18 protein-coding genes are annotated in these 21,518 nt (G+C 50.4%); 8 read left to right on the top strand and 10 right to left on the bottom strand.

What is annotated here, in order from left to right; translation table 11 throughout:
* A complete protein-coding gene (locus GWK09_RS05625; protein WP_163692010.1) occupies window positions 1-1,224 on the bottom strand; it encodes a restriction endonuclease subunit S in 1,224 nt (407 codons plus the stop codon).
* Between the two features lies 1 nt (window position 1,225).
* A complete protein-coding gene (locus GWK09_RS05620; protein WP_163692009.1) occupies window positions 1,226-2,788 on the bottom strand; it encodes a type I restriction-modification system subunit M in 1,563 nt (520 codons plus the stop codon).
* 325 nt (window positions 2,789-3,113) lie between these two features.
* Between GWK09_RS05620 and GWK09_RS05615 the strand changes: the two genes are divergently transcribed.
* The 4 genes from GWK09_RS05615 to GWK09_RS05600 all read left to right on the top strand — a co-directional run bounded on the left by GWK09_RS05615 (window position 3,114) and on the right by GWK09_RS05600 (window position 8,304).
* Window positions 3,114-3,566 (top strand): 5' nucleotidase, NT5C type, encoded by a 453-nt coding sequence (locus GWK09_RS05615; protein WP_163692008.1) that lies wholly within the window; start codon window positions 3,114-3,116, stop codon window positions 3,564-3,566.
* A gap of 273 nt (window positions 3,567-3,839) precedes the next feature.
* Window positions 3,840-6,662 (top strand): alpha/beta hydrolase family protein, encoded by a 2,823-nt coding sequence (locus GWK09_RS05610; protein WP_163692007.1) that lies wholly within the window; start codon window positions 3,840-3,842, stop codon window positions 6,660-6,662.
* 530 nt (window positions 6,663-7,192) lie between these two features.
* Window positions 7,193-7,612, top strand: coding sequence for a hypothetical protein (locus GWK09_RS05605; protein WP_163692006.1), 420 nt, complete (start codon window positions 7,193-7,195; stop codon window positions 7,610-7,612).
* Window positions 7,609-8,304: a helix-hairpin-helix domain-containing protein gene (locus GWK09_RS05600; protein WP_163692005.1), complete on the top strand. Its 696-nt coding sequence runs from the start codon at window positions 7,609-7,611 to the stop codon at window positions 8,302-8,304. The genes GWK09_RS05605 and GWK09_RS05600 overlap by 4 nt, the downstream gene beginning before the upstream one ends.
* A gap of 855 nt (window positions 8,305-9,159) precedes the next feature.
* Here the strand turns inward: GWK09_RS05600 and GWK09_RS05595 are convergent.
* The 7 genes from GWK09_RS05595 to GWK09_RS05565 all read right to left on the bottom strand — a co-directional run bounded on the left by GWK09_RS05595 (window position 9,160) and on the right by GWK09_RS05565 (window position 17,241).
* Complete coding sequence (locus GWK09_RS05595; protein ID WP_239530699.1) at window positions 9,160-10,233, bottom strand: formylglycine-generating enzyme family protein; 1,074 nt, start codon at window positions 10,231-10,233, stop codon at window positions 9,160-9,162.
* Between the two features lie 88 nt (window positions 10,234-10,321).
* Window positions 10,322-11,026 carry a hypothetical protein gene (locus tag GWK09_RS05590; protein WP_163692003.1) on the bottom strand — a complete coding sequence of 235 codons (705 nt, stop codon included), beginning with the start codon at window positions 11,024-11,026 and terminating at the stop codon, window positions 10,322-10,324.
* 87 nt (window positions 11,027-11,113) lie between these two features.
* Window positions 11,114-12,670, bottom strand: coding sequence for an aryl-sulfate sulfotransferase (locus GWK09_RS05585; protein WP_163692002.1), 1,557 nt, complete (start codon window positions 12,668-12,670; stop codon window positions 11,114-11,116).
* 61 nt (window positions 12,671-12,731) lie between these two features.
* On the bottom strand, window positions 12,732-13,289 hold the full coding sequence (locus GWK09_RS05580; RefSeq protein WP_163692001.1) for a lipase family protein: 558 nt from the start codon (window positions 13,287-13,289) through the stop codon (window positions 12,732-12,734).
* A 156-nt stretch (window positions 13,290-13,445) separates the two neighbouring features.
* Window positions 13,446-15,128 (bottom strand): arylsulfatase, encoded by a 1,683-nt coding sequence (locus tag GWK09_RS05575; RefSeq protein ID WP_239530697.1) that lies wholly within the window; start codon window positions 15,126-15,128, stop codon window positions 13,446-13,448.
* Between the two features lie 50 nt (window positions 15,129-15,178).
* Window positions 15,179-16,717 carry a flavin-containing monooxygenase gene (locus GWK09_RS05570; protein WP_163692000.1) on the bottom strand — a complete coding sequence of 513 codons (1,539 nt, stop codon included), beginning with the start codon at window positions 16,715-16,717 and terminating at the stop codon, window positions 15,179-15,181.
* Complete coding sequence (locus GWK09_RS05565; protein ID WP_163691999.1) at window positions 16,714-17,241, bottom strand: hypothetical protein; 528 nt, start codon at window positions 17,239-17,241, stop codon at window positions 16,714-16,716. Before GWK09_RS05565 ends, GWK09_RS05570 begins: the two co-directional genes overlap by 4 nt.
* Window positions 17,242-17,479: 238 nt before the next feature.
* Between GWK09_RS05565 and GWK09_RS05560 the strand changes: the two genes are divergently transcribed.
* Together GWK09_RS05560 and GWK09_RS05555 are read left to right on the top strand one after the other, a co-directional pair.
* Entirely contained in the window at window positions 17,480-17,971 is a 492-nt protein-coding gene (locus tag GWK09_RS05560) for a hypothetical protein (protein WP_163691998.1), read from the top strand.
* A gap of 1 nt (window position 17,972) precedes the next feature.
* Complete coding sequence (locus GWK09_RS05555; RefSeq protein ID WP_163691997.1) at window positions 17,973-18,383, top strand: RDD family protein; 411 nt, start codon at window positions 17,973-17,975, stop codon at window positions 18,381-18,383.
* An 86-nt stretch (window positions 18,384-18,469) separates the two neighbouring features.
* On the opposite strand, the gene mce is transcribed toward GWK09_RS05555, so the two are convergent.
* Entirely contained in the window at window positions 18,470-18,871 is a 402-nt protein-coding gene (mce, locus tag GWK09_RS05550; RefSeq protein ID WP_163691996.1) for a methylmalonyl-CoA epimerase, read from the bottom strand.
* Window positions 18,872-19,135: 264 nt separating this feature from the next.
* Between mce and GWK09_RS05545 the strand changes: the two genes are divergently transcribed.
* Complete coding sequence (locus tag GWK09_RS05545) at window positions 19,136-20,959, top strand: PAS domain-containing sensor histidine kinase (RefSeq protein WP_163691995.1); 1,824 nt, start codon at window positions 19,136-19,138, stop codon at window positions 20,957-20,959.
* Window positions 20,952-21,353, top strand: coding sequence for a response regulator (locus GWK09_RS05540; RefSeq protein ID WP_163691994.1), 402 nt, complete (start codon window positions 20,952-20,954; stop codon window positions 21,351-21,353). The genes GWK09_RS05545 and GWK09_RS05540 overlap by 8 nt, the downstream gene beginning before the upstream one ends.
* The last annotated feature ends 165 nt before the right edge of the window (window positions 21,354-21,518 follow it).

Raw genomic sequence — 21,518 nt, 5'->3', positions numbered from 1 at the left:
TTAAACGAACATTTGTTGCAGCAAGCCTTTTTTGAACTGCTTTGTTCGCTCTATTTGTGAAATTTGAAATTCAATTTTCTTGTCAAGAGTAGATAAAAAATTGGCTATAATGTTTTGCTCCGTTTCGCTTGGCACTTTTATTCTAATACTATTAAATAAATCTATATTTAGATTTCTTCTAACAACCGATGCTCCTTGTTCAGATGATATCATGTATTCATGTTGCATAATAGGAGTTTTAAGAAAGTCATTGAAATACAATGGATTATATCCTTTCTTAAAATCATAAATCTTATAAGAAGGAGAAACAATTCCGATGTCAAATTGGGTATTAACATTAATATTGCCCATCCAAATATTTTGAGGGCTAAAGACAAGCTGATTCTTTTCTAATATTTTGTATCCTGTGTTATCAGAACTTGAAATGTCTCTAGTGAAATATTCATCTTGATAATATAGTCCCGTTGTTGTTGAAGATATTACGCGGTGTTGATTATTCGTTTTTGATTTTCTTTTGACTTCGGATAATACTTGACCGAGTCGAATTTCCTCCCACTCCGGAAACTCCCCACCCCCCTCAGGTTTAAAGCGAATTTCCCGGCTAAACAGCTTTTGCATCACCCCTTTTTTGTACTCTTCTAAGAAAGCTTTCTTTTGCTCTAACAACTGGATTTTTTTGTCCACCGCTGAAAGAAAGGAGGCGATTTTTTGTTGTTCTTCAATTTCAGGAACCTTTATTTTAAATCTTCCTATACTATCAAAATTAATTCCTTCCCTTCCACTACCTGTTTGACCTTGATAAATTAATTTCTGACCTCGCCAGGAACTTAGGAATGATTGAATGAATTTAGATTCATAAGACTTTAATCTTATTATGCATACGTGCTGATTTACATTGCCCTCTTCAAATTCTTCTGGAACTACGCAGCTTCTGCCGATAGACGCTCCTGTAATATTTAAAAGCACATCTTTAGAATAAACTTTACTGCTCTTCATTTCCTGATGTACTTCATGAGTTATGTAGGTGCCATCCAATTTTAAAGAACCATCAACTACATTTTGACTTCGTATAAATGGTATGCCGGCATCAGTATATACTGTTTCTCCTCCTAGTGGAGTTTTACCACTACCTATTTTAGTCGAAACATCTTTTAACTTAACCTCATTCCAACTACTATTAAACTCAGGAAACCTTAATGCTGGATTTACTTTTACAGATTGCATCTTAAAGTGGAGCCTCAATGTTTAATTCATTACAAAAAGAAAGAATTTTTTTATCTACAATTTCCAAATCCCAAGACAAAGTCTTTAATTCTAAAGCAATACTATCTAAATCAACAGGCTCTTCTTCCTCAAATGTATCCACATAGCGTGGGATGTTTAGGTTGTATTCATTTTCCTTGACCTCAGAAATTGGGGCCACATAACTGTATTTATCTAGGGTTTCCCTATTCCGATAGGTGGAGATGATTTTATCAATGTCCTCTTCTCTGAGTCGATTCTGATTACCCACTTTTTCAAAACTTTGTGAAGCATCAATAAACAGGATATTATCGTCCTGCACCCGGCATTTACTGATCACCAAAATACAGGTAGGGATGCTGGTACCGTAAAAGATGTTGGCGGGCAAGCCAATGACGGCATCCAGATAATTGAGTTTCTTAATCAGGTATTTTCGTATGGTTTCTTCTGCAGCACCCCTAAACAAGACCCCATGGGGTAAAATACAGGCCATGGTGCCGTTTTCAGCCAGCTGGTAGATCATGTGTTGGACAAAGGCAAAATCGGCCTTAGAGGAAGGCGCTAAACGCCCGTACTGGCTAAACCGCTCATCGTTCTCATTCAAAGGATTCTTATTCCCCTTCCATTTGGCCGAAAACGGAGGATTGGCCACCACGGCCTCAAACTTCATGTCCAGATGCTGGGGGTGTTCCAAGGTGTCTTCCTGCCGGATATCGAAGTGGCGGAAATGCACGTCGTGCAATATCATGTTCATCCTGCACAGGTTGTAGGTGGTGCGGTTGAGTTCCTGTCCAAAGAAGTCATCCACCTCCACTTCCCGGGCTACCCTCAACAGCAATGACCCGGAGCCGCAGGTGGGGTCGTACACACTTTTTAATCTCTTCTTCCCCGTGGTCACAATCTTGGCCAGAATCTTGCTCACCTCCTGAGGGGTGTAAAACTCCCCGGCCTTCTTCCCGGCCCCACTGGCGAACTGAGCAATCAGATATTCATAGGCATCTCCCAATACGTCACTCTCGCTGTCTTCCAAGGCAAAATCAATCTTATCCAAATGGGCCAGCACCTTGGCGATAAGACTGTTCCGCGCTTCCACGGAACGCCCCAGTTTGGTGCTGTTGAGGTCAAGGTCTTCAAAGAGCTTGTTGAAGTCGTCCTCACTCTCAGTACCCATGGTGCTCTGCTCAATGTTGGTGAGGATTTTCTCGAGATCACTTAGGATAAAATTGCTTTCCGTTTCCTTATTCGCATTTCCCTTGGCCGCCATGGCACTAAACAATTCTTCTGGTCTTAAGAAGTACCCCAGTTTGATCAAAGACTCTTCTCGGATAGCCTCCAGGTCTTCCTCATTGGTTACCTTTCGGTAATCCTTTATAGCTTCCGTTTCCAGAAGCGTATTGGCATAGAGGTATTGCTTTTCCGACAGGTATTTGTAAAAAATAAAGCCGAGAATATAGTCCCTAAATTCATCGGCATCCATCTTACCGCGCAGTTCGTTGGCGATGTTCCACAGCTGTTGTTCCAACTGCTTTTTTTGATCGTCAGACATATGTTGATAAAGTTTCTTGGAGATTGTTCATGTGAATCTCAAATATATAGAAAGATATGGTGGGACAAGAAGAAGAATCCTCCGATTTATTCCAAGTAAACCTTAATATTTCTATGGTTGGAAATTGAAATAAACCTACTAAATCTAAAGGTGACATTTGGGGTCTTGTTTACCCACCCCCAGCCCCTCCAGGGAGGGGAGAAGTTATTCCGCCATTTTTTGTGCTTTTTCCGCAGCTGTGCAACTACTGCGAAACAGAGATGAAGTTTAAGTCTTAAATGTGCTACATTTAAATATTTCAACGATTAATACCCTTGTGAATACAATGAAAAAGAAAATCCTCTACGTAGACATGGACAACGTCCTGGTGGACTTCCCAGCAGCCATCGCCAAACTAGATGTAGAGACCCTGGCAAAATACGAAGGGCGGTTGGATGAGGTCCCCGGTATCTTTAGTATGATGCCCCCTCTGGAAGGGGCAATCGAGAGCTATGCACAACTCAGTGAATGGTTTGACACCTACATCCTCTCCACCTCACCCTGGGAAAACCCCTCCGCTTGGAGTGATAAATTGAACTGGGTAAAACAATACCTGGCCGATCCCGCCTACAAGCGACTCATCCTCTCCCACAACAAACACCTCAATTATGGAGACTACCTCATCGATGACCGCACCAAGAACGGGGCCGACCGCTTTCAGGGAGAACTTATCCACTTTAAAACCGATCTCTTCCCGGATTGGCCTTCCGTTATGGATTATCTGAAAGATAGAAGATAACATGTGGGCCCCCGAAGGTTTGCCAGAAATAGCGGCGCGGCCAGCGCATGTGCATTTCGCAAGTCAATTAACAAGATGCGATGCTCAATAGCACGGAGCGTCAAGCCAAGTCCGCGGTTTTTGTCCTAAACAGAAGGAGTCTTAGGTAACCATATCACTCGGACAAAAAATTTCCTACAAACCTTCTTGATCTTTTCGTCCATTTTGGATCAAGCCAAAATGGACAAAAAAAATAGAAGTCTTATCTTTAGACCTTTCACAAAAAAGCACTGTATGAAAGCTCTGTTTACCTCCCTATTTCTAATCATTACTATCACCCTTTCGGCACAGAAAAAATCCTTGGAAATCTCCGACATCGAGCTCTGGAACACCATAGAAACCCCCCGTTTGGCCCCCAACGGGGCCTATGTGGCCTACAGCCTGGAGAAAGGGGAGAAGGATCAGACCCTCTATCTGAGTGATGCCAACGGGAAAGAACTCTTTACCTACCCCCGGGCTTCCAAAGGCGCGTTTACGGATGACAGCAAGGCCCTGATCTTCTCCATCACCGCCTGGAAGGACAGCGTCATGGATATGAAGAGGCGCAAGGTGAAGAAAAAAGATATGCCCAAGGACAGCCTGGGGATCTACCACCTCAACAGCGGGAAGCTGGAGAAGATCGCGAACGTCCAATCCTACAAAGTACCTGAAGACTGGAGCGGGTATATCGCCTACCAGCTGGAAGAGATCGAAGTCCCCAAAGACAGCGTCAAAGACGCCTCAAAGGATAGCACTGCGAATAAAGACAAGAAAAAGAAGGGCAAAGAAAAGAAGGTCTCCAAAAAGAACGGCTACCACCTCGTCCTCCGTTCTCTGGAAAGCGGGGCTGAAGACACTATAAAATTCGTGACGGACTACACCTTCGCAAAAAAAGGCAAAGCCCTGGCCTGGGCCACTACAGGGGAGAATGACAGCGCCAACGCCGCCGTCTATGTGCTGGACCTGGTGAACAACACCCGTACCCTCCTGCACGAGGCTAAAAAGGCAGACTACAGCAACCTCCGCCTGAGCGAATCCGGAAAACACCTCGGCTTTGTAGTGGATACCGATACCACCAAAGTACAGCTCCGCCCACGAGAACTCTACCACTGGCAAACCGGCATGGCCAAAGCTGAAAAACTGGCCGGCCCGAATACCCCCGATAGCTATCGGGGTGACCTTCGCCCCTCCCCTTACCAAGACATCCGCTTCTCCAAGGACGAGTCTAAACTCTACTTCGGCCTGGCCCTGCGCCCTGTGATCAAGGACACCATGCTCCTCGATGAGGAGATTTCCAGCGTGGAGGTGTGGACCTATGACGAGCCCCGCCTCTACACCGTACAGGAAATGGACCTCAAGAACGACACCACCCAGGCCTACCTGGCCGTGGTGCACCTGGACAAGTCCAAACGCATCCTCCAACTGGCCAACGAGGCCTTCCCGGAGTCCGGCCTTACCGACCACCGCAACGCCCCCTGGGCCCTCCTGATGAACGAAGAACCCTATGCCCTGGAATCCCAGTGGACCGGTCAGCGCGCCCGGGACTATGCCGTGGTCAATGTCAACACCGGAGCCCGAAAACCCATCCTGAAAAAAATGGCAGGCCGTATAGACCTCAGCCCCAAAGCCTCCTTTGTCTATGGGTACAGCAACCTCGACAGCCTGTGGTTTACCTATGACATCGAAAAAGACAACTACCTCCCCCTTACCAAAGGCAAGGTCTTTTACGACGAGACCAATGACAGCCCCACGCCTCCCTACCCCTACGGCTCAGCCGGGGTGACGGAAGACGATAAGGCGCTCATCCTCTACGACCGGTACGATCTCTGGAGTTTTAACCCCCGCAGTGGGGCACCTACCCGCCTGACCACAGGACGGGAGAACAAAACGGTCTACCGCTATGTATCCCTCAATCCCGAGGTAGATCATATCAACACCAAAGAGCCCGTCCTCCTGCGCTCCTTTAACGAGGCCGACAAGAGCAGTGGGTATGCCCTGCTCGACATCCGCACCCGCACTATCAAACCCCTGCTGAGCGGACCCTATGACTACAGCGATCCCACTAAAGCCGAAAAGGGTAGTGCCCTCCTCTTTACCCGGGAATCCTTCCAGGAATTCCCCGACCTCCGCCTGGCCAATGCCGATTTCAGCAAGGTGACGCGGATCTCCAATGCCAACCCCCAGCAGTCGGATTACAACTGGGGCACGATCGAACTGGTGAACTGGACCTCCCTGGACGGGATCGAACTCACCGGTATGCTGGTCAAACCCGAGAACTTCGACCCCAACAAGAAATACCCCCTCCTGGTGAATTTCTACGAGCGCAGCTCAGACGGCCTGCACCGCCACCGTACCCCCCGCTTTGAACGTTCCAGCATCAACTACAGTTTCTATACCAGCAGGGGCTACGTCATCTTTAACCCGGACGTGCACTACCGCATCGGCTACCCGGGAGAAAGCGCCTTTAACTGCGTGATCCCGGGCGTGACCGCCCTGGTCGAAAAAGGGTTTATAGACAAGGACAACATTGGTGTACAGGGCCACAGCTGGGGCGGGTACCAGATCGCCTACCTGGTCACCAAGACCGACATTTTTAAAGCTGCAGAGGCCGGGGCACCCGTACCCAATATGATCAGTGCCTATGGGGGCATCCGCTGGTGGACGGGCCTGAGTCGCCAATTCCAGTACGAGCACACCCAGAGTCGGATCGGAGGCACCCCCTGGGAATACCCCACCCGCTATTTGGAAAACTCCCCCATCTTTAACATCGACAAGATCAACACCCCCTTGCTGGTCATGCACAACGACGCCGATGGGCATGTGCCCTGGTACCAGGGGATAGAATTCTTTACGGCCTTGAGGCGACTCGGAAAACCTTCCTGGTTCCTCAATTACAACGGGGAGCCCCACTGGCCCCTCAAACTGGCCAACCGCAAGGATTTCAACACCCGTATGGCCCAGTTCTTTGACTATTACCTCAAAGGGGATCCCAAACCCGTTTGGATGGAACGGGGTGTTCCCCCTATGGAGAAAGGCATTAATCAAGGGCTTGAATTGCTTCCGGCCTCTGTGGATTAATCCTGCTTAACTGAAGGTTTGCCAGAAATAGCGGCGAGGCCAGCGCATGTGCATTTCAAAAGCTAATTAATAAGTGTGGATGCTCAATAGCACGGAGCGTCAAGCCAAGACCGCGGTTTTAGCCCCGATCCCGATAACTATCGGGACTATCGGGGCTAAAAATTTCCTACAAACCTTCTTGATTTTTTGGTTCGTATTGGATCAAGCCAAAATGAACGAAAGAAAAAAAGAAAGTTTCCGATTGAACTAAAAGATAAAGTTGACGCAGCAATTTAACTCCTGCATAACAGGACCCACCCCTAACCCCTCCCAGGAGGGGAATAGGTTAAATGAAGCGATTGGAATTCAACCAGGCCTCGCCCTTATTTCTGGAAAATCTTCGGAAAATCTTTAAATTAATCTCATTGCCGATCCGTGGGGCAGGTAGTCGAGACCCATGTCCGGTCCCTTCCTTCTAAGTCTATTTAGAAAAATTCTAAATAATTTTTACAGCTCGATTTCCCTCCTTACTTTTATCCCAAGAACGGATCATGCAAGTACCAAAACCCGGATTACGCCAGACGATCATCCTTGCCCTCCTCTTTATGATGGTGGGTACGGCCTTTGAGCTCATCCTCCTCGAACATTACGAGGACTGGCAACAGCTCATCCCTTTGGTCTGCATTGGGGCAGCCATGCTGTTGGTGATTGTGCTTTTTCGGAATCGGAGTCGGCTTGCGGTCGTCTCCTTCAAAACCGTTTTGGGGCTGACCGCCCTGAGCGGGGTGTACGGCACCTACCTCCACCTTCAGGCGAACTACGAATTCGAACTGGAGATGCGGCCTACCGCCGCCGGGTGGGACCTTTTTGCGGAAAGCATGGCCGGGGCCTTGCCGGCATTGGCGCCCGGCAGTATGATCCTGCTTGCTTTAATAGGATACTCATTTTTAACCCTTATAACAAAACCATGATGAAACAACTCTCAAAATTCGCTTTGATCACCGCCCTGGCGGGATTCACCCTGCTCAGCTGTAAAGAAAAGAAGTCGGAAGACACCCCGGCCGAAACCATGTCTGAAGAAACCACCTCCTCAACTGAAGAGACAGCCCCTTTGATGAAGCAAAACGTGCTGAATGTCAACCTGGCAACGGAAGCAGAACTGCAGGAAAAGGGTCTGGCCCCGGAAGTGGTGGCTGCGATCCTGGAAAAGAAACCCCTGATGGATATGAAAGAACTGGATGCCCTGCTGGGAGACGGTGTGGATAAGGCAGCACTTTACCAAACCCTGTTTATCCCCATGAACCTCAACACCACCCCCGAAGCGGATTTCAAGATGATCCCGGGGGTAGGCGACCGTATGGCCCACGAATTTGAAGAATACCGCCCCTATACCAGCGTGGCCCAGTTCAAGCGGGAGATCGGCAAGTACGTAGACGAGGAGGAAGTGGCACGCTACCTCAACTACGTCTTTGTCCCTGTGGAACTGAACACGGCTTCGGAAGAAGACATCAAAGCCCTTCCGGGCGTGGGCGATCGTATGGCCCACGAATTTGAGGAGTACCGTCCCTACACCAGCATGGAACAATTCCGCAGGGAGATCGGCAAGTACGTAGACGACAAGGAACTGGCTCGACTGGAAAGATTGGTCTATTTGAAAAAATAAGCGCAGGAAATTACTGCACGCCAATCGTACTACTGCACTGTGTTGCGCATTAGCTGTACTGCTGTGTACGCTTTTATCTTTCGCTCAGACCGAAGCTATTTTTTCTTTTATGTCCATTTTGGCTTGATCCAAATGCGCAGCATTCATGAATACCAAAATGGAAATAAAATGACATGAATAAAATGGACGAAAGAAAAGAAGAAAGTTTCCGATTGAACTAAAAGAAAAAGTTGACACAACAGTCTAACTACTGCATAACAGAACCCACCCCTGACCCCTCCCAGGAGGGGAATAGGCTAAATGAAGCGATTGGGATTCACCCAGGCCTCGCCGCTATTTCCGGCAAACCTTCGGGGGGCTTAAAATTAATCTCATTGCCCATCCATGGGGCGGAATAGACCTGATTTTTTTTTGTCTTGCGCAGTAGTTGTACTGCTGCGCTACATTTGACTCCCAAGCTATTTGCCGCAGGAGTGCAACTCCTGAGGAACTACTCCTGCGGAACACATCTCATGTATAATCCTGTGTAACCGAAGATTTTCCAGAAATAAGGGCGCGGTAAGCGGAAGTGCGTTTTGCCTGGTTCGACATTACACTGGTTCAATTTTGCCAGTACGCAGGCAAAAAAGAGCATGGAGCGATAGGCCGCGTCCCTGGTTTGGACCGAGCCCGAGCTTTCCGATAGGCATCGGGATCGGGACAAAATTTCCTAAAATCTTCTTGATTTTTTTGGTTCGTTTTTTATCAAGAAAAAACGAACAAGAGAAAGAAAAAAGAAGGGTTCGGACTGATACGAAACATGAACCGCTTGCAGCAGTATCGTTATCTCCTAACCATTCCTGATAAAATCCTCCTTTAATTAAAGCTATCAACGGACATCACCGTCCTAAACCCCACGTGGTCCGTAGAAGAATCCGGGCTCATCCCCATGCGGGCTGAGATGCGGAAACTGGCGCAATAGGAGGCGTGGCAAAGATAGGAGCCCCCTTTGATCACCTTTTCGGGCTGGTAGGGGTTTACGGGGTTATAGGAGGTATCCGGGCCCCGGGGATTTAACAGTCTGCCTTGACGGGCTACTTCCGCGTAATGGTCGGGTCGGAACCAGTCCTGTGTCCATTCCCATACATTCCCGGCCATATCGTAGAGTCCGTTTGCATTGGCAGGAAAGGAGCCCACCGGGGCAGCCGCCACAAACCCATCTTTACTATCATTCCGATCCGGGAAACGCCCCTGCCAGGTGTTGGCCTTTTGGGGTAGGAGGTCCGCGTCTGTACCCCAGGTAAAGATGGCTTCGGGATTCTCTCCCCGGGCAGCCAGTTCCCATTCGGCTTCTGTGGGCAATCGCCTCCCCGCCCAGTTGCAATAGGCCAGGGCATCCTCATAGGAGATATGGACCACGGGGTATTCGTCCCTTCCTTCGATCGTTGACCCCGGGCCCTGAGGATGTTGCCAGCTGGCGCCGGGTTGCCACCTCCACCACTGGGAGATGTCACGGAGGTCAGACACGGGGTTTTGGGGGGGTGTAAAGACCATGGATCCCGGTAAGAGGAGGGAGTCAGGTGGCTTTGTCGTACCCGGGGGCAGGGTCTTTTTCATCACCTCCCAGTCGACCGGCCGCTCTGCCGTGGTCACATACCCGGTCTGGGTGACAAAGGCCCTGAATTGGGCATTGGTCACCTCGGTCACATCTATATAAAACCCGTCTACCTCCACCTCGTGGGCCGGCCTTTCCCAGGACATGGCATAGGGATCCTCTGCCCTGGCGCCCTGCATAAACACAGAGCCGGGCACCCATCGCATCCCCTCGGGGGCCTCCCTGTGCATCTCTGCATTTTTTGGGCCATCCCCGCAGGAGGTCAACAGGGCAAGGGTGCAAAAACAGAGTCCTATCCTAAGGATGTACCTGCCATTGTCGGTCATATTCAGCATCTTCACAGGCTTTAAGGTATCAAAAAAGACCGACATCCCCGAGGAATACCGGTCTTCAATGGTCTGTGCCTCCTCTGAGGATCTCCTTTTACCAGGCGCCCAGCAAAATGCGCATTCCGGAGCCTACGACCTCAACGCCTCCATGGGCAGCCATATAGGCATCCCAGGCTTTTTGACGGGCCGTAAGAGCTGCCCCTGAGACTAATTGGTTTGCTCCCCCCATGGCCGAATTCATATCCTTAAAGGCGGCAATGACCCAGCGGTTGTAATGGCCTGTGCCCTGGCCTACGATGGTATTCCCCATGTTGACCAGCATGCCCGGAGGGTTGTGCTTGGAGTGGAATTTATTGAACTCCGCGTCGAACTTATCGGTATCGGCCGCATCCAGTAAATAATACCGCTGGAAGGGATACCGGGTATTGGTGTCTCCATAGATGGCAATATGCTTACCCATGGCAGAGCCGGCCCCGTCCTTGATGTACTGGTTGAGCTTAGTGATAAAGAGGTCGAAGTTCACATTGCCTCCACCGGCATACATGTTGCCCACAGCCTCCTGGGTTCCTAGGAACACGATGGAATGGGTGGCCTTCATATCCTCAGCCTTAAAATGGTTTTCGAACAGCCTTACATAGACCCCTTCGGGCTTGTTCTTGGAATAATAATCGTCTACCAGTTTGTAGACGGTGGACTCATTATGTGGTTCTACCACAAAAGAGTAGGTGGTGTAATAATTGTCCTGGGCGCTTAAGGCGAAGGACAGCAAAAGGGCAAATACAAATACGGCTTTTTTCATTTGAATTGGTTTTAGGTTGGGTTTGTTCGACTCAGGTCGAATTTCTATTTAAGGTCACTCCTGTACCAAAATGCACAGGTAAGGGTTCTATTCTTCTTTTTCTTCCTTGGGAGGAGGCGGAGGCAACTTGAATTCTTCCGGCTGGGGATCCAGGGGTTCCAGGGTCTTTCCTGCAAAGGCAGGGTGGTCTGCGGGGACAAAGGTGGCCCGGAAGGTGGAATAGGCCATGGGCATAGGGTCATCGGGATCCCCGTTGGGTTTGGTGGCCTTCCCCCTGTAGGGGTTGATGTATTCCCAGACGATGTCCCGGTCTGGTGTCACTTCAAAGAAGCGGCCCATGGGCCCGGCATTGATAAAAGTATTGCCATTCTCCATGCGGTGGGCGCCGGAGATAAAGCTCGCGTAAAAGGAGAGGGTATCCTTGGCCACATAGCTCCACTCCAGTTCATCCGGTCCGTAGTCTCCAGTCTCCCTGAGCAGGTAGGTCCCATCGTCCAGCAGAGGGGGTTTGATCTCGTAGATGGCCGTGTATTGGAGGGAATCCGGCACATTGGGGATGTTGTTGTTAAAAATGGTCAGGTTGCCGGCCCCGGGTTTTCCGGGTTCTATCCAGCGCACATCGTGTTGGTACATGAGTCGGCGTTGCGTGGAATCCCCATGGTGATAGTTTTCGGGGTTCCCCCAGCGGTAGAGGAAATCGCCCCCTTTACCCCTCTTGCCTCCGCTGTGGGAGGCGGCTTCTTCCGTGGTGGTACTTTGGTCTATGATAAGGATCTCGCTCAGTTCAGGCGAACTGATGGCGATCTGTTCCAGTTCTGGATGGTAGTTGATGGCGTTGAAGTGGTAGAGGTCGGACATGGGATTGAAACGGGTGAGGTTTCTCCCTCCATGGCCCATGGTTTTGAGCTGGTCCAGGCTGTCCTGACTGATGGGTTCCGGAATGGAATCCCCAGTGTTGAAGTTCAGGAGTTCAGGATGGGCTCCCGGGTCCCCGTAATTGGGTTTTTCGGGATCCAGATCCTGGATCAAATGGTCAGCCAGGTTCCATTCCCATACTACTTTGGCTCCCCTTTCGCCCTGGGGTTCCAGTTCCACGATCTTCTCCAGCCAGGGACCGGAATGGGGGATCAGGTGGGGTGCCCGGCCCATGGCCAGGGCCTCTTCATAGGAAATGGCCTCATAGACGATGGCCAGGATATTTCCATTGGGTTTCACGGCGAAGTCGTGGTGGAGGATATGCTTCTCATCGGCCAGTTCGTAATCCCAAAGGACCTTTCCATCCCAGCTGATCTTTTGGATGCGGCCGTAAGGGCCACCAAAGCCAAATACGGGGTAGTCCACGTCATTTTCCCCAACGAATACGGAACCGTCGTCCATAAGGTAGGAATTGAAGGCCTCGTACGTGCCTTTCCATTCGTGCACCACTTTTCCATCCCGGTTCACGAGGTAGGTGGATCCGGAATTGGGGACAGAGAACATCACGTAGCCCGGGGTGAGACCTTCGGTGGTGATGGTGAGACCGCGGGGGATGTAATGGCCGAACATATTCCGGTCCTTTTTATCCTCCTTGCCTTTGTCCTGGCTGCAGTTGATCATCAGCCCCAGCATCAAGGCCGAGACCGCGTAATAGAATACTTTTTTCATGCGTTGGTTTTTGGTTGGTTATTGATTACTAATGATTATTCCTTGGTCATAAGCGTATTTATCATTCTTTTTGGATCCACTTCCTGGCCGGGTCCATCCAGGCCTCGTGGGGGGTGTATAAAAAACCATGCCCCAGCCCCGTGTTTATTTGTATTTGTTCGAAGGCCTCTGCATCCGGGGAGCGCTGTATCCAATAGGAATACTCTTTGCCCGCTATCTGGTCTGAGGCCTCATAGATCCCCAGGATACGGCCGTGCAGATGCCAGTCAAAACTCTTCTCATTGCGATCGCTGTTCGCCCCCAGGAGGACGTAGTTTATGGGGTTGAGGTTGAGGTCTGAGATCTGCATGGCCATCAGTGCGCCCATGGAGGCTCCAATGACGGTGATGTCACGGGGGGATACCCCTTTTTTAATGAGTTGGTCGATCTCGTCGGATGTTTTTTGGCAGAAGGCGTCAAAATCGGTTTGTGTGGTGCGCACTTCTGCGTGTACCTCATAGCCCTCCGCTTTCAGGGCATCTATGATGGCATCGTATTCATAGGGGCCAAATTCCTCGCTTACCGCCTGCCTGCCCTGCACCGATACGATCATGCCATGGAGATAAAAAACATGTTTCATTGGCTCTGTTTGCTGGCAGGACAAGGTGATGCTCATCAGCCAGACCCATAGTAAAGGATAAAAACGGAACATGAGCAAGTCGCTGTAAATAAGAAATTTACGAAATTAAAGGATACGGAGGGGCGTTTGGACTTTAAAGTTGCTCAGGGAGATAGGTCACCTGGGGAACTGCAGCCTGACCTCCCTGGAAAAGGCGTCCCATTCCAGCAATAATTCCCGGTATTTTTCAGGCGCAATCTGCCTGAGGTCATGTTGTTCGCCCGGGTCTTTGGAGAGGTCGAAAAGCCCGAACCCGGATTTCCTGAAAGGGCGATCGATACTGATGATCTTCCAGTGTCCCTTCTGCAGCATGGTGTACTCTGCGTGTTCCAGGGCGAACACATAGGTGTCCGCATGAACTGTCGTCTGCCCCCCGGTAAGCAACGGCAGCAGGGACTCCCCCCTCATGGGGTAGACCGGCCTTCCCTTCCAGGTGTCGGGATAGGAGGTCCCGGCCAACTCCAGTACGGTGGGTGCAATATCCATGATGGAGGCGAAGGCCTTGCTGATGGAGTTCGCGTTCTTTACCATGGGGCCGGCAATGATCATGGGGGTGATGATGCCCCCGTTGGTGCTATACTCCTTGAAATACCGGAAGGCCGGGGTGGAGGCCTCGGCCCAGGGTGGCCCATAGGAGATAAAGGAATCGGCCTCTCCCATGGTGGCGTACTCATCATTGAAATAGGCGTTCACATAGGGCCTGATATTGGGGTCCGAGAAATAATCCTCCCCGGCCGCCCCGTTATCCGAGATAAAGATGATCAGGGTGTTCTCATACTCCCCAATCTCCTTCAGATGGCGAAGGATCCTGCCAATATTGTGATCGAGGTTGTCTACCATCCCCGCATAGATCTCCATTTTCCGGGACTCTTTTTTCTTCTCCTCTTCAGACAGTGAATCCCAGGGCGGAACGGAGGGGTGGAGGGCTGGCAGTGTAGCCTCCGGCGGGATCAGCCCTGCCTCCTTCAGGGCCGTAAACCTGCGTTCCCTCAGGTCTTCATATCCCCCATCGTATTTTCCCCTGTACTTCTCGCTGTATTTTTTCTCCACCTGCAGGGGCCAGTGAGGGGCGGTAAAGGCCGCATAGGCAAAGAAAGGCTTTCGGTCTGCCCGCTTTGCATCGATATAACCCAAGAGCTTGTCCGTATAGTGGTCAGTGGAGAAAGAGCCTTCCGGCCAGGTGGACTCCTTCCCGTCTTCCGTGTAATGGGAGGTGGAGCCTGTACCAAAAAACCCTTCGGAATTAAAGTGGTTGCCCACCCCTTCAAGGAGGACGAAGGAACGTTCAAAACCCAGCATGTGCGGATTGTATTCCGGTTGAGCGCCCAGGTGCCATTTCCCGGCCATATAGGTGTGGTAGCCGTATTCCCTGAGGATATCCGGAAGTGGGGCCACCCTGTCCGTGATATGCCCTTCATACCCAAAGACATCCACCTCCAGGGCCTGCCTGCCCAGACCGGCGATATGGTTGTCATTCCCGGTCAGCAGCATGGCCCTGCTGGGTGCGCACATGGGAGCCGTGTGGAAGTTGGTGAAACGGATCCCCTCAAGGGCCAGGCTGTCCAGGATGGGGGTAAGGATCTCCCCTCCGTAACACCCCAGGTCTGAGTACCCCAGGTCATCAGCTACCAGGACCAGGATGTTGGGCCGGTCTTCGGAGGCAAGGTGAACGGGTTGGCCGCTGCAATTCAGCAGCAGGAAAACGGTAAGCATCAGGGGAAATGGGATGATCTTACGGCCAAAAGGAGCGGCGTGCTTTAACCGGGCGTGCAAGTTTGAAAGAAGAATCCTTTTCCTCATGGGTGCGTTTTTCTGGTTTCCCGGGCATGGCCTGGTGACAGGCCCCTTCCTCAGGACGCCGGCCTCAAAAAAGGGGGGACCAGGGATCTGAGACCAAAATAGATCCGACCTCTGAGTCCTGCTTTTACGATATGGTTATAGGTGCTGATCGGTAGTTTTTCGATGATCTCATGGGCCAGTTTTACCTTCTTTCCGGGGCCCCTGAGCCTGAACTGGGTGGCCTGGGTGGGCCCGTACATCAGGTGGAGCCAGATCTTCGGGTGGGTGAAGAAATAGGAGCGGAGGGGAGGGTAGCAACCTATGATCCTGGCCATGCCGTTCATGTAGCGATGGTAATCCACCAGACTGCGGATACGGGCAGCATTCTCTTCAAATTGTTCCAGGTACATGGCCTCATCTTCTTTTGCAACCCGGATCATTTCTTCCTTCTCTGGGAGTTTCATGTCGCCGTTGAAAAGGAGGGCACAGTAGCGCGCCTGCATCTCCATGATGGGAAACTGGCTGCCAAATCCGGGTCTCGCCCATCCTATCCAGGCCAGTTTGTCCCCGTAATCGGGGTGAAAAATGTGTTTGTACATGCTGCGGGGATCACAGGCTTTCAGGCCTTCGGGCATAAACTCGGCCCGATTGAGGTAGCCCGTGCTGAAAACGATGGCATCCAGATCCTCCAGGACCACACCATCTGCCGTTTCCAGGGTCTTTCCGCCTTCTTTCACCCGGGTGACCGCCCCCACCACCTTACACCCGTGATGGGCGATGGCCTTGGGCAGGGCGAGGGTCTTGGTCCCGAAGATCCCCCAGATCCCGTTGCGGGATTTAACCTTTTCATTCAGGTCGGCCAGGGCATCGAACACAGGGTCTTTCCGGCCCCTCTCCAGTTTCAGGACGAACGGGCTCAGTTTTCGCCCGTACTCCCGCGGCAGGTCCCAGATACCCCTGTGGGTAGACACGTCGGCAGCGTGATCGCCCCTTTTCCGGGGAACAATCCACCCGGTGGTCTCCCTCAGGCTCACCCAGGATTTGTTGGCTACCTGTGAGATCTCATAGGCTACATCCGATCCGGATTCCCCTCCACCCACCATAAGTACGTTCTTCCCTTTAAAGGGAGCGGCATTGGTATATTCCCTGGAGTGGTAACAGGGTATCTCCGTCACCTCCTCCTTCCATGAGGGGAATCTTGGGACGTTGTTGTTCCCAATGGCTACCACGAGATGGGTGCACGACAGGGATTCCCCATCGGCAAGGCGTACTTCCCAGACCTCATCTTCCCCTTGACTTACGGATTCGACCTTACACCCAAAACGGATGTGGTCGTTGACACTATAGTGTTCAGCGTAAGAAGACCAATAGGCCACGGCCTCCTCCTTGGTCCAGAAATGATGGTTCTTGCCTTCTCCTACCCAAAAATCGGAAAACATGCTGAAGGTAACCGAAGAGGTAAGGACGAGGTTGTCGTAGCTGCGGGAGAAGACACCCCCAAGGCCGGGGGCCTGTTCGAGGCAGACCACTTCGGATATCCCTTTTTCGAGGAGCTCCTTGGTGGCCACAATGCCTCCCGGGCCCGCTCCGATGACAATACATTTCATCATAATTCGGTATCGTTTAATGATATAGTGATTCCGGCAAAGCTCAGTAAGTTCGCGCAATTCTCTGCTGCCGCCTGATGGGTCATGGGGGGTTTGGGTACTAAATGTATGATTTCCGGCGGGATTATCTCAAAGAGGTCCGCATATAAAAAACGCCTGCCTTTGGCCCGGTCCTCTATGGTGATCCTGGAATAATTGGCAACGGTGGTATCCTGGTCCGACAAAAAATCCCGGCTGACCCATGCCGGAAGGCATACCTTTAATTGAAAAAGGGTGTCTTTGGAATAGGGGATCTCTCTATCGAGCAGGGTCTTCCCCAAAAGAGCTCCTCCGAGAATACACCCATGGGCCGCTTTGATGAGCGGGTGGTCAGTATTCCTGAAATGCACGATGCCCATCGTCCTGGAAATCTCATCCTTATCCAGCAAATGCACCATACGCAAAGAATCCTCCTGTCTGAGGATACGGAGTCGAATAGGCCCGAACAACTCCTCCAGGAGGGCCGTATGCAGCTTTATGCCATTCATCTGAATCAATGATATTCAGAGTAAGATAATCAGAATTTGTTAATAAGGGACCAGGGTTTGGTATCCCATGTGAAAAAGGACTCAAGATTTTATTACTGCCTTTTTGGAAATTATCTCACTCCTGCACGAACCTTTCACAATGCGCCTTTAAGTTTGACCTGAATGAAAGGCTACCCGGATCCTTAACCGGTTGGGATGGGGAAGCCGAATGAAGTCTAACTTAATCAAAAGGAGTATCATGAAAAAAATCGCATTTAATTCAGTATTTTTAATCGTCGCCCTGCTGGTCCTGTCCTGTTCAAGGGATGAGGAGAAGGCAGACGAACCCCGGGTAATGATCCTGGAAGACCTGAGTGTGTTATTTGACAAGGAGGATGGGAACCCCGCATCAAAAGGAGGTTGCCCGGCCACTCTCGAAGATGTACAGGCATTTCCCGTCAATGGCTGTGGTACATTTACCCTGAAACAGTCCATTAATTACGTCTTCGGGGAAACGACCATAGAGACCAAGGTCACCGTTTGCTGTGTGTGCGCCGTATGTTTCCCTGTGCGGTTCAGTGGGAAGGAAACCCTGGCCAGGAAGACCATGGGCAAGGTCAAAGGGATCACGGTGGAAAGTTCATCGAGCATTCACTTCAGGAATTACGAGATCAGTATTGCTGAGGGGGATTATGCGGTAGATGAATACGGGAATATCAAGAAATTGAAGTATAAGGTCATAGTGAAGTGATATGGGAATAAAGAGTCAGAGGTTTCTCGCCTTTTTTATCGATCTGATCATCATCAATGCGGTGATCGGTGTCTTTGGGTTATTGTTGAACCACCAGATATCTCTGTATCGGATGGTCACAGGGGAAGCCTCTGTCAACTTTAAGGTCAGTTTTGAACTCTTCTACTACCTGATCTACTTTGTCTTTTTTGACGTCTTTAAGGAAGGGGTCACCGTTGGGAAAAAGGCCACCGGCCTCTTTATCCTCGATCAGCAGGGGGGTATCCCTGACCGAAACGAACTCGTAAAACGGACCTTCCTGAAAATGATAGGGGTGATCTTTCTGCCCATAGCCGCCCTGGTCTATCTCATAGCTGAAAAGACCATACAGGATTCCACTTCGGATACTAAGGTAGTTCAGGGCAAGCCCTGAACAAAATCCAAATTCCAAATCCCAAATTCCAATAAAAGAACCAAAATTGGAATTTGGTATTTGGTATTTACCTGCCACAGGCAGGTTTACTCCCTGTTCTGACAAAGTTCAATCAGCACCCCATTGGTGGTTTTGGGATGTAAGAACGCCACCCATTTGTTGTCTGCCCCCATTTTGGGTTCTTCATTCAGGACCGTAAAACCCTCAGCCTTGAGTCGGGCGATCTCTGCCCGGATATCCTCCACCTCAAAAGCGATGTGGTGGATCCCCTCTCCTTTTTTCTCTATGAACTTAGCAATGGGGCTGTCCGGATGGGTCGCCTCCAGGAGTTCGACCTTGTTGGGACCCGATTTGAAAAACGAGGTCTTTACCCCTTCGGAGGCTACCTCTTCCGTTTTGTAGTGTGGCGTGCCCAGAAGCCTGGCAAAAAGGGCGTTGCTCTCTTCCAGGTCCTTTACGGCAATACCGAGGTGTTCAATCTTTTTCATCAAAGTGGATTCTCTTTTCAAAAATAGGGTTTTGACGGCATTATTTCCCTAAAGATGAATGGGCAGGTTGGGAGATGGGTGTCTCTCAAGCTGGATTACGGTTTGATCTATCACCGTACATCTGCACTTTCCATCTGCCTGAACCCGAGAAAAAACAACGCTTTGTCTACAATAATTGGGGATTTAGGTTGTTTTAAAAATGTTAAAGTGTAAGTATTTTCTAACTTGCACGTAAGTTGATCATTAAAATATTTGTAAGACCCCATGGTGCAAACCTCAATTCCGATCTACGATGCCCCCTTTGCAGTGGCCATATTGGATCACGACCTTAATTTTAATGCGATCTCCCAAAGGCTGGCGGAGGCATTCGACCTGGACGACTCCTTTAAAGGTAAGTCATTTTATGACCTCCAGCACCGACTTCCCGAGGAACTCTACCTCGATCTCCACCTGGCAAAAGAAGGGATCAGCCGGAAATCAGAACCGGTAAAATTTGTGCACCCGGATGGAGAGGCCGACTGGTATGAGTGGAAGATCAATCCCTGGCAGAACGGCAAAGAAGGACAAAAGGTGATCATGCTGATCCTGGAGAAAGTGACTTACAGAATGCTGGGAGAAGACCTCCACCAAAGGGCCCAGCGTATGGCCCGCGTAGGCAGCTGGGTAGTAGACCTGAAAAAGAACACCATCTATTGGTCTGAGATGACCAAGGAAATCCACGAAGTGCCCATGGATTTTGAACCCAACCTGGAAACGGGCATCAATTTTTACAAGGAGGGATTCAGCCGGGATACGATCTCCGAATTAGTAGCTAAAGGAATTGAACACGGAACGCCCTGGGACGTGGAACTCATCCTGGTGACCCAAAAAGGGCGGGAGATCTGGGTACGCGCCATTGGAGAGCCCGAAGTGGTAAATGGAAAATGCATACGGATCAGCGGAACCTTTCAGGACATAGACTCCCGGAAACGTGCAGAGCTGGAGGCCAAAAAGATTCGGGAAAGGCTGGAGATCGCCACGGATGCAGCCAAGATCGGGATCTGGGATTTCGACATCGTCAATAACGTCCTGGAATGGGATGATAATATGTATGAGGTATACGGCGTCCCTAAGGATAAATTCAATGGTGTCTACCAGGCCTGGGAGGCTACTGTACATCCGGAAGACCAGGAGTGGACCTCCAAGTATGTTGAAGAGACCATAGCCAAAAGAGACCGTCTGGAAATGGTCTTTCGGATTCTTTGGCATGATAAGGAGATCCGCTGGATCCATGGAGAAGCTTCTGTGATCCGTGATATGGAGGGAAATCCACTCAGGATGATCGGGGCCAATTGGGACGTTACGGCCCAGAAAAATGCAGAAGCCGAAATGAAGCACCTGCTCAATACGACCACCTACCAGAATGAAAGTCTGATGAACTTCGCCCATATTGTGTCCCACAACATGCGCTCCCACGGTTCTAACCTCTCTATGCTGACCGATTTCCTGCTCGAAGACCGCATTACTGAGGAAGAGAAACAGAACGCCCTGCAGATGCTAAAAAGGGCTGCAAATGGCCTGAATGAGACCATCGCTCACCTGAATGAAGTGGTGCAGATCAAGACAGAGGCAGAACAAAATATGAGCCGGATCAACCTCCACAATGTGGTTCACAAAGTGAGCCAGACCCTGGAGGCGCTATTCGAAGCGAATAAGGTAGCCCTGCATATCGACATCCCCGAAGATTGCCTTGTTATGGGGGTGATGGCCTATGTGGAAAGCGCTGTGCTGAACCTGATGACCAATGCCGTAAAATACAGGGATCCGGACAAAGAAGCCAGGATCACCCTTCGCACGGAGTGCCGTGAGAAACGCGTCGTGCTGCAGATAGAGGACAACGGCCTGGGGATAGACATGAAGAAAAACGGAGAAAAACTCTTCGGCATGTACAAAACATTCCACCACCACCCGGAAAGCAGGGGGATCGGTCTTTTTATCACCCGCAACCAGATCGAATCCATGGGAGGCACCATCGTGGTGAGCAGCCAGCCCGGAAAAGGGAGTATTTTCAGCATCACCTTAAAAAAACCATTACCTGCCCATGAATAAGATCCGAATAGCAGGGATTGTAGACGATGACCCCATCGTGATCTTTGGCATGAAACTCATGCTCAAGCAGGTGGATGCCGATCTTCAAACCCATGTTTGGAACAACGGGCAGGAGGCCATAGAGGGCCTGAAGGCCCTGGTTGAAAATGGGAAACCCCTGCCGGATGTGATCTTCCTGGACCTCACCATGCCCATCATGGATGGGTGGGACTTCCTCGATGCCCTTCAAAAGGCCACTCTCCCGGGGAAAGAGAAGATGCGAATCTTCGTGCTGAGCTCTTCCATCAATCCCGTAGACCGAGAACGCGCCCTGGAAAACAAGGAGGTGATCGATTTCATTGTCAAACCATTGAAAGAGGCCCGCCTGAAGGAGATCCTTTCCCTGGCTTCCTAAACAAGAATAAATTCCATCCCGATAGTTATCGGGACCAAAACCCAAATTCCAAATGGAGGTATTGGCATTTGGGTGTTGGTCCGAATAGTTATAAGGATCGATTTTTCGGCGAAGCTTTACAGCTCCTGAGAAATCAGGAAGAAGAGAATCTATTAATTTGGAATT

The organism is Muriicola jejuensis, from assembly GCF_010671595.1.
Lineage (GTDB): Bacteria > Bacteroidota > Bacteroidia > Flavobacteriales > Flavobacteriaceae > Muriicola > Muriicola jejuensis.
This window is presented reverse-complemented; position numbering and strand designations above follow the sequence as displayed.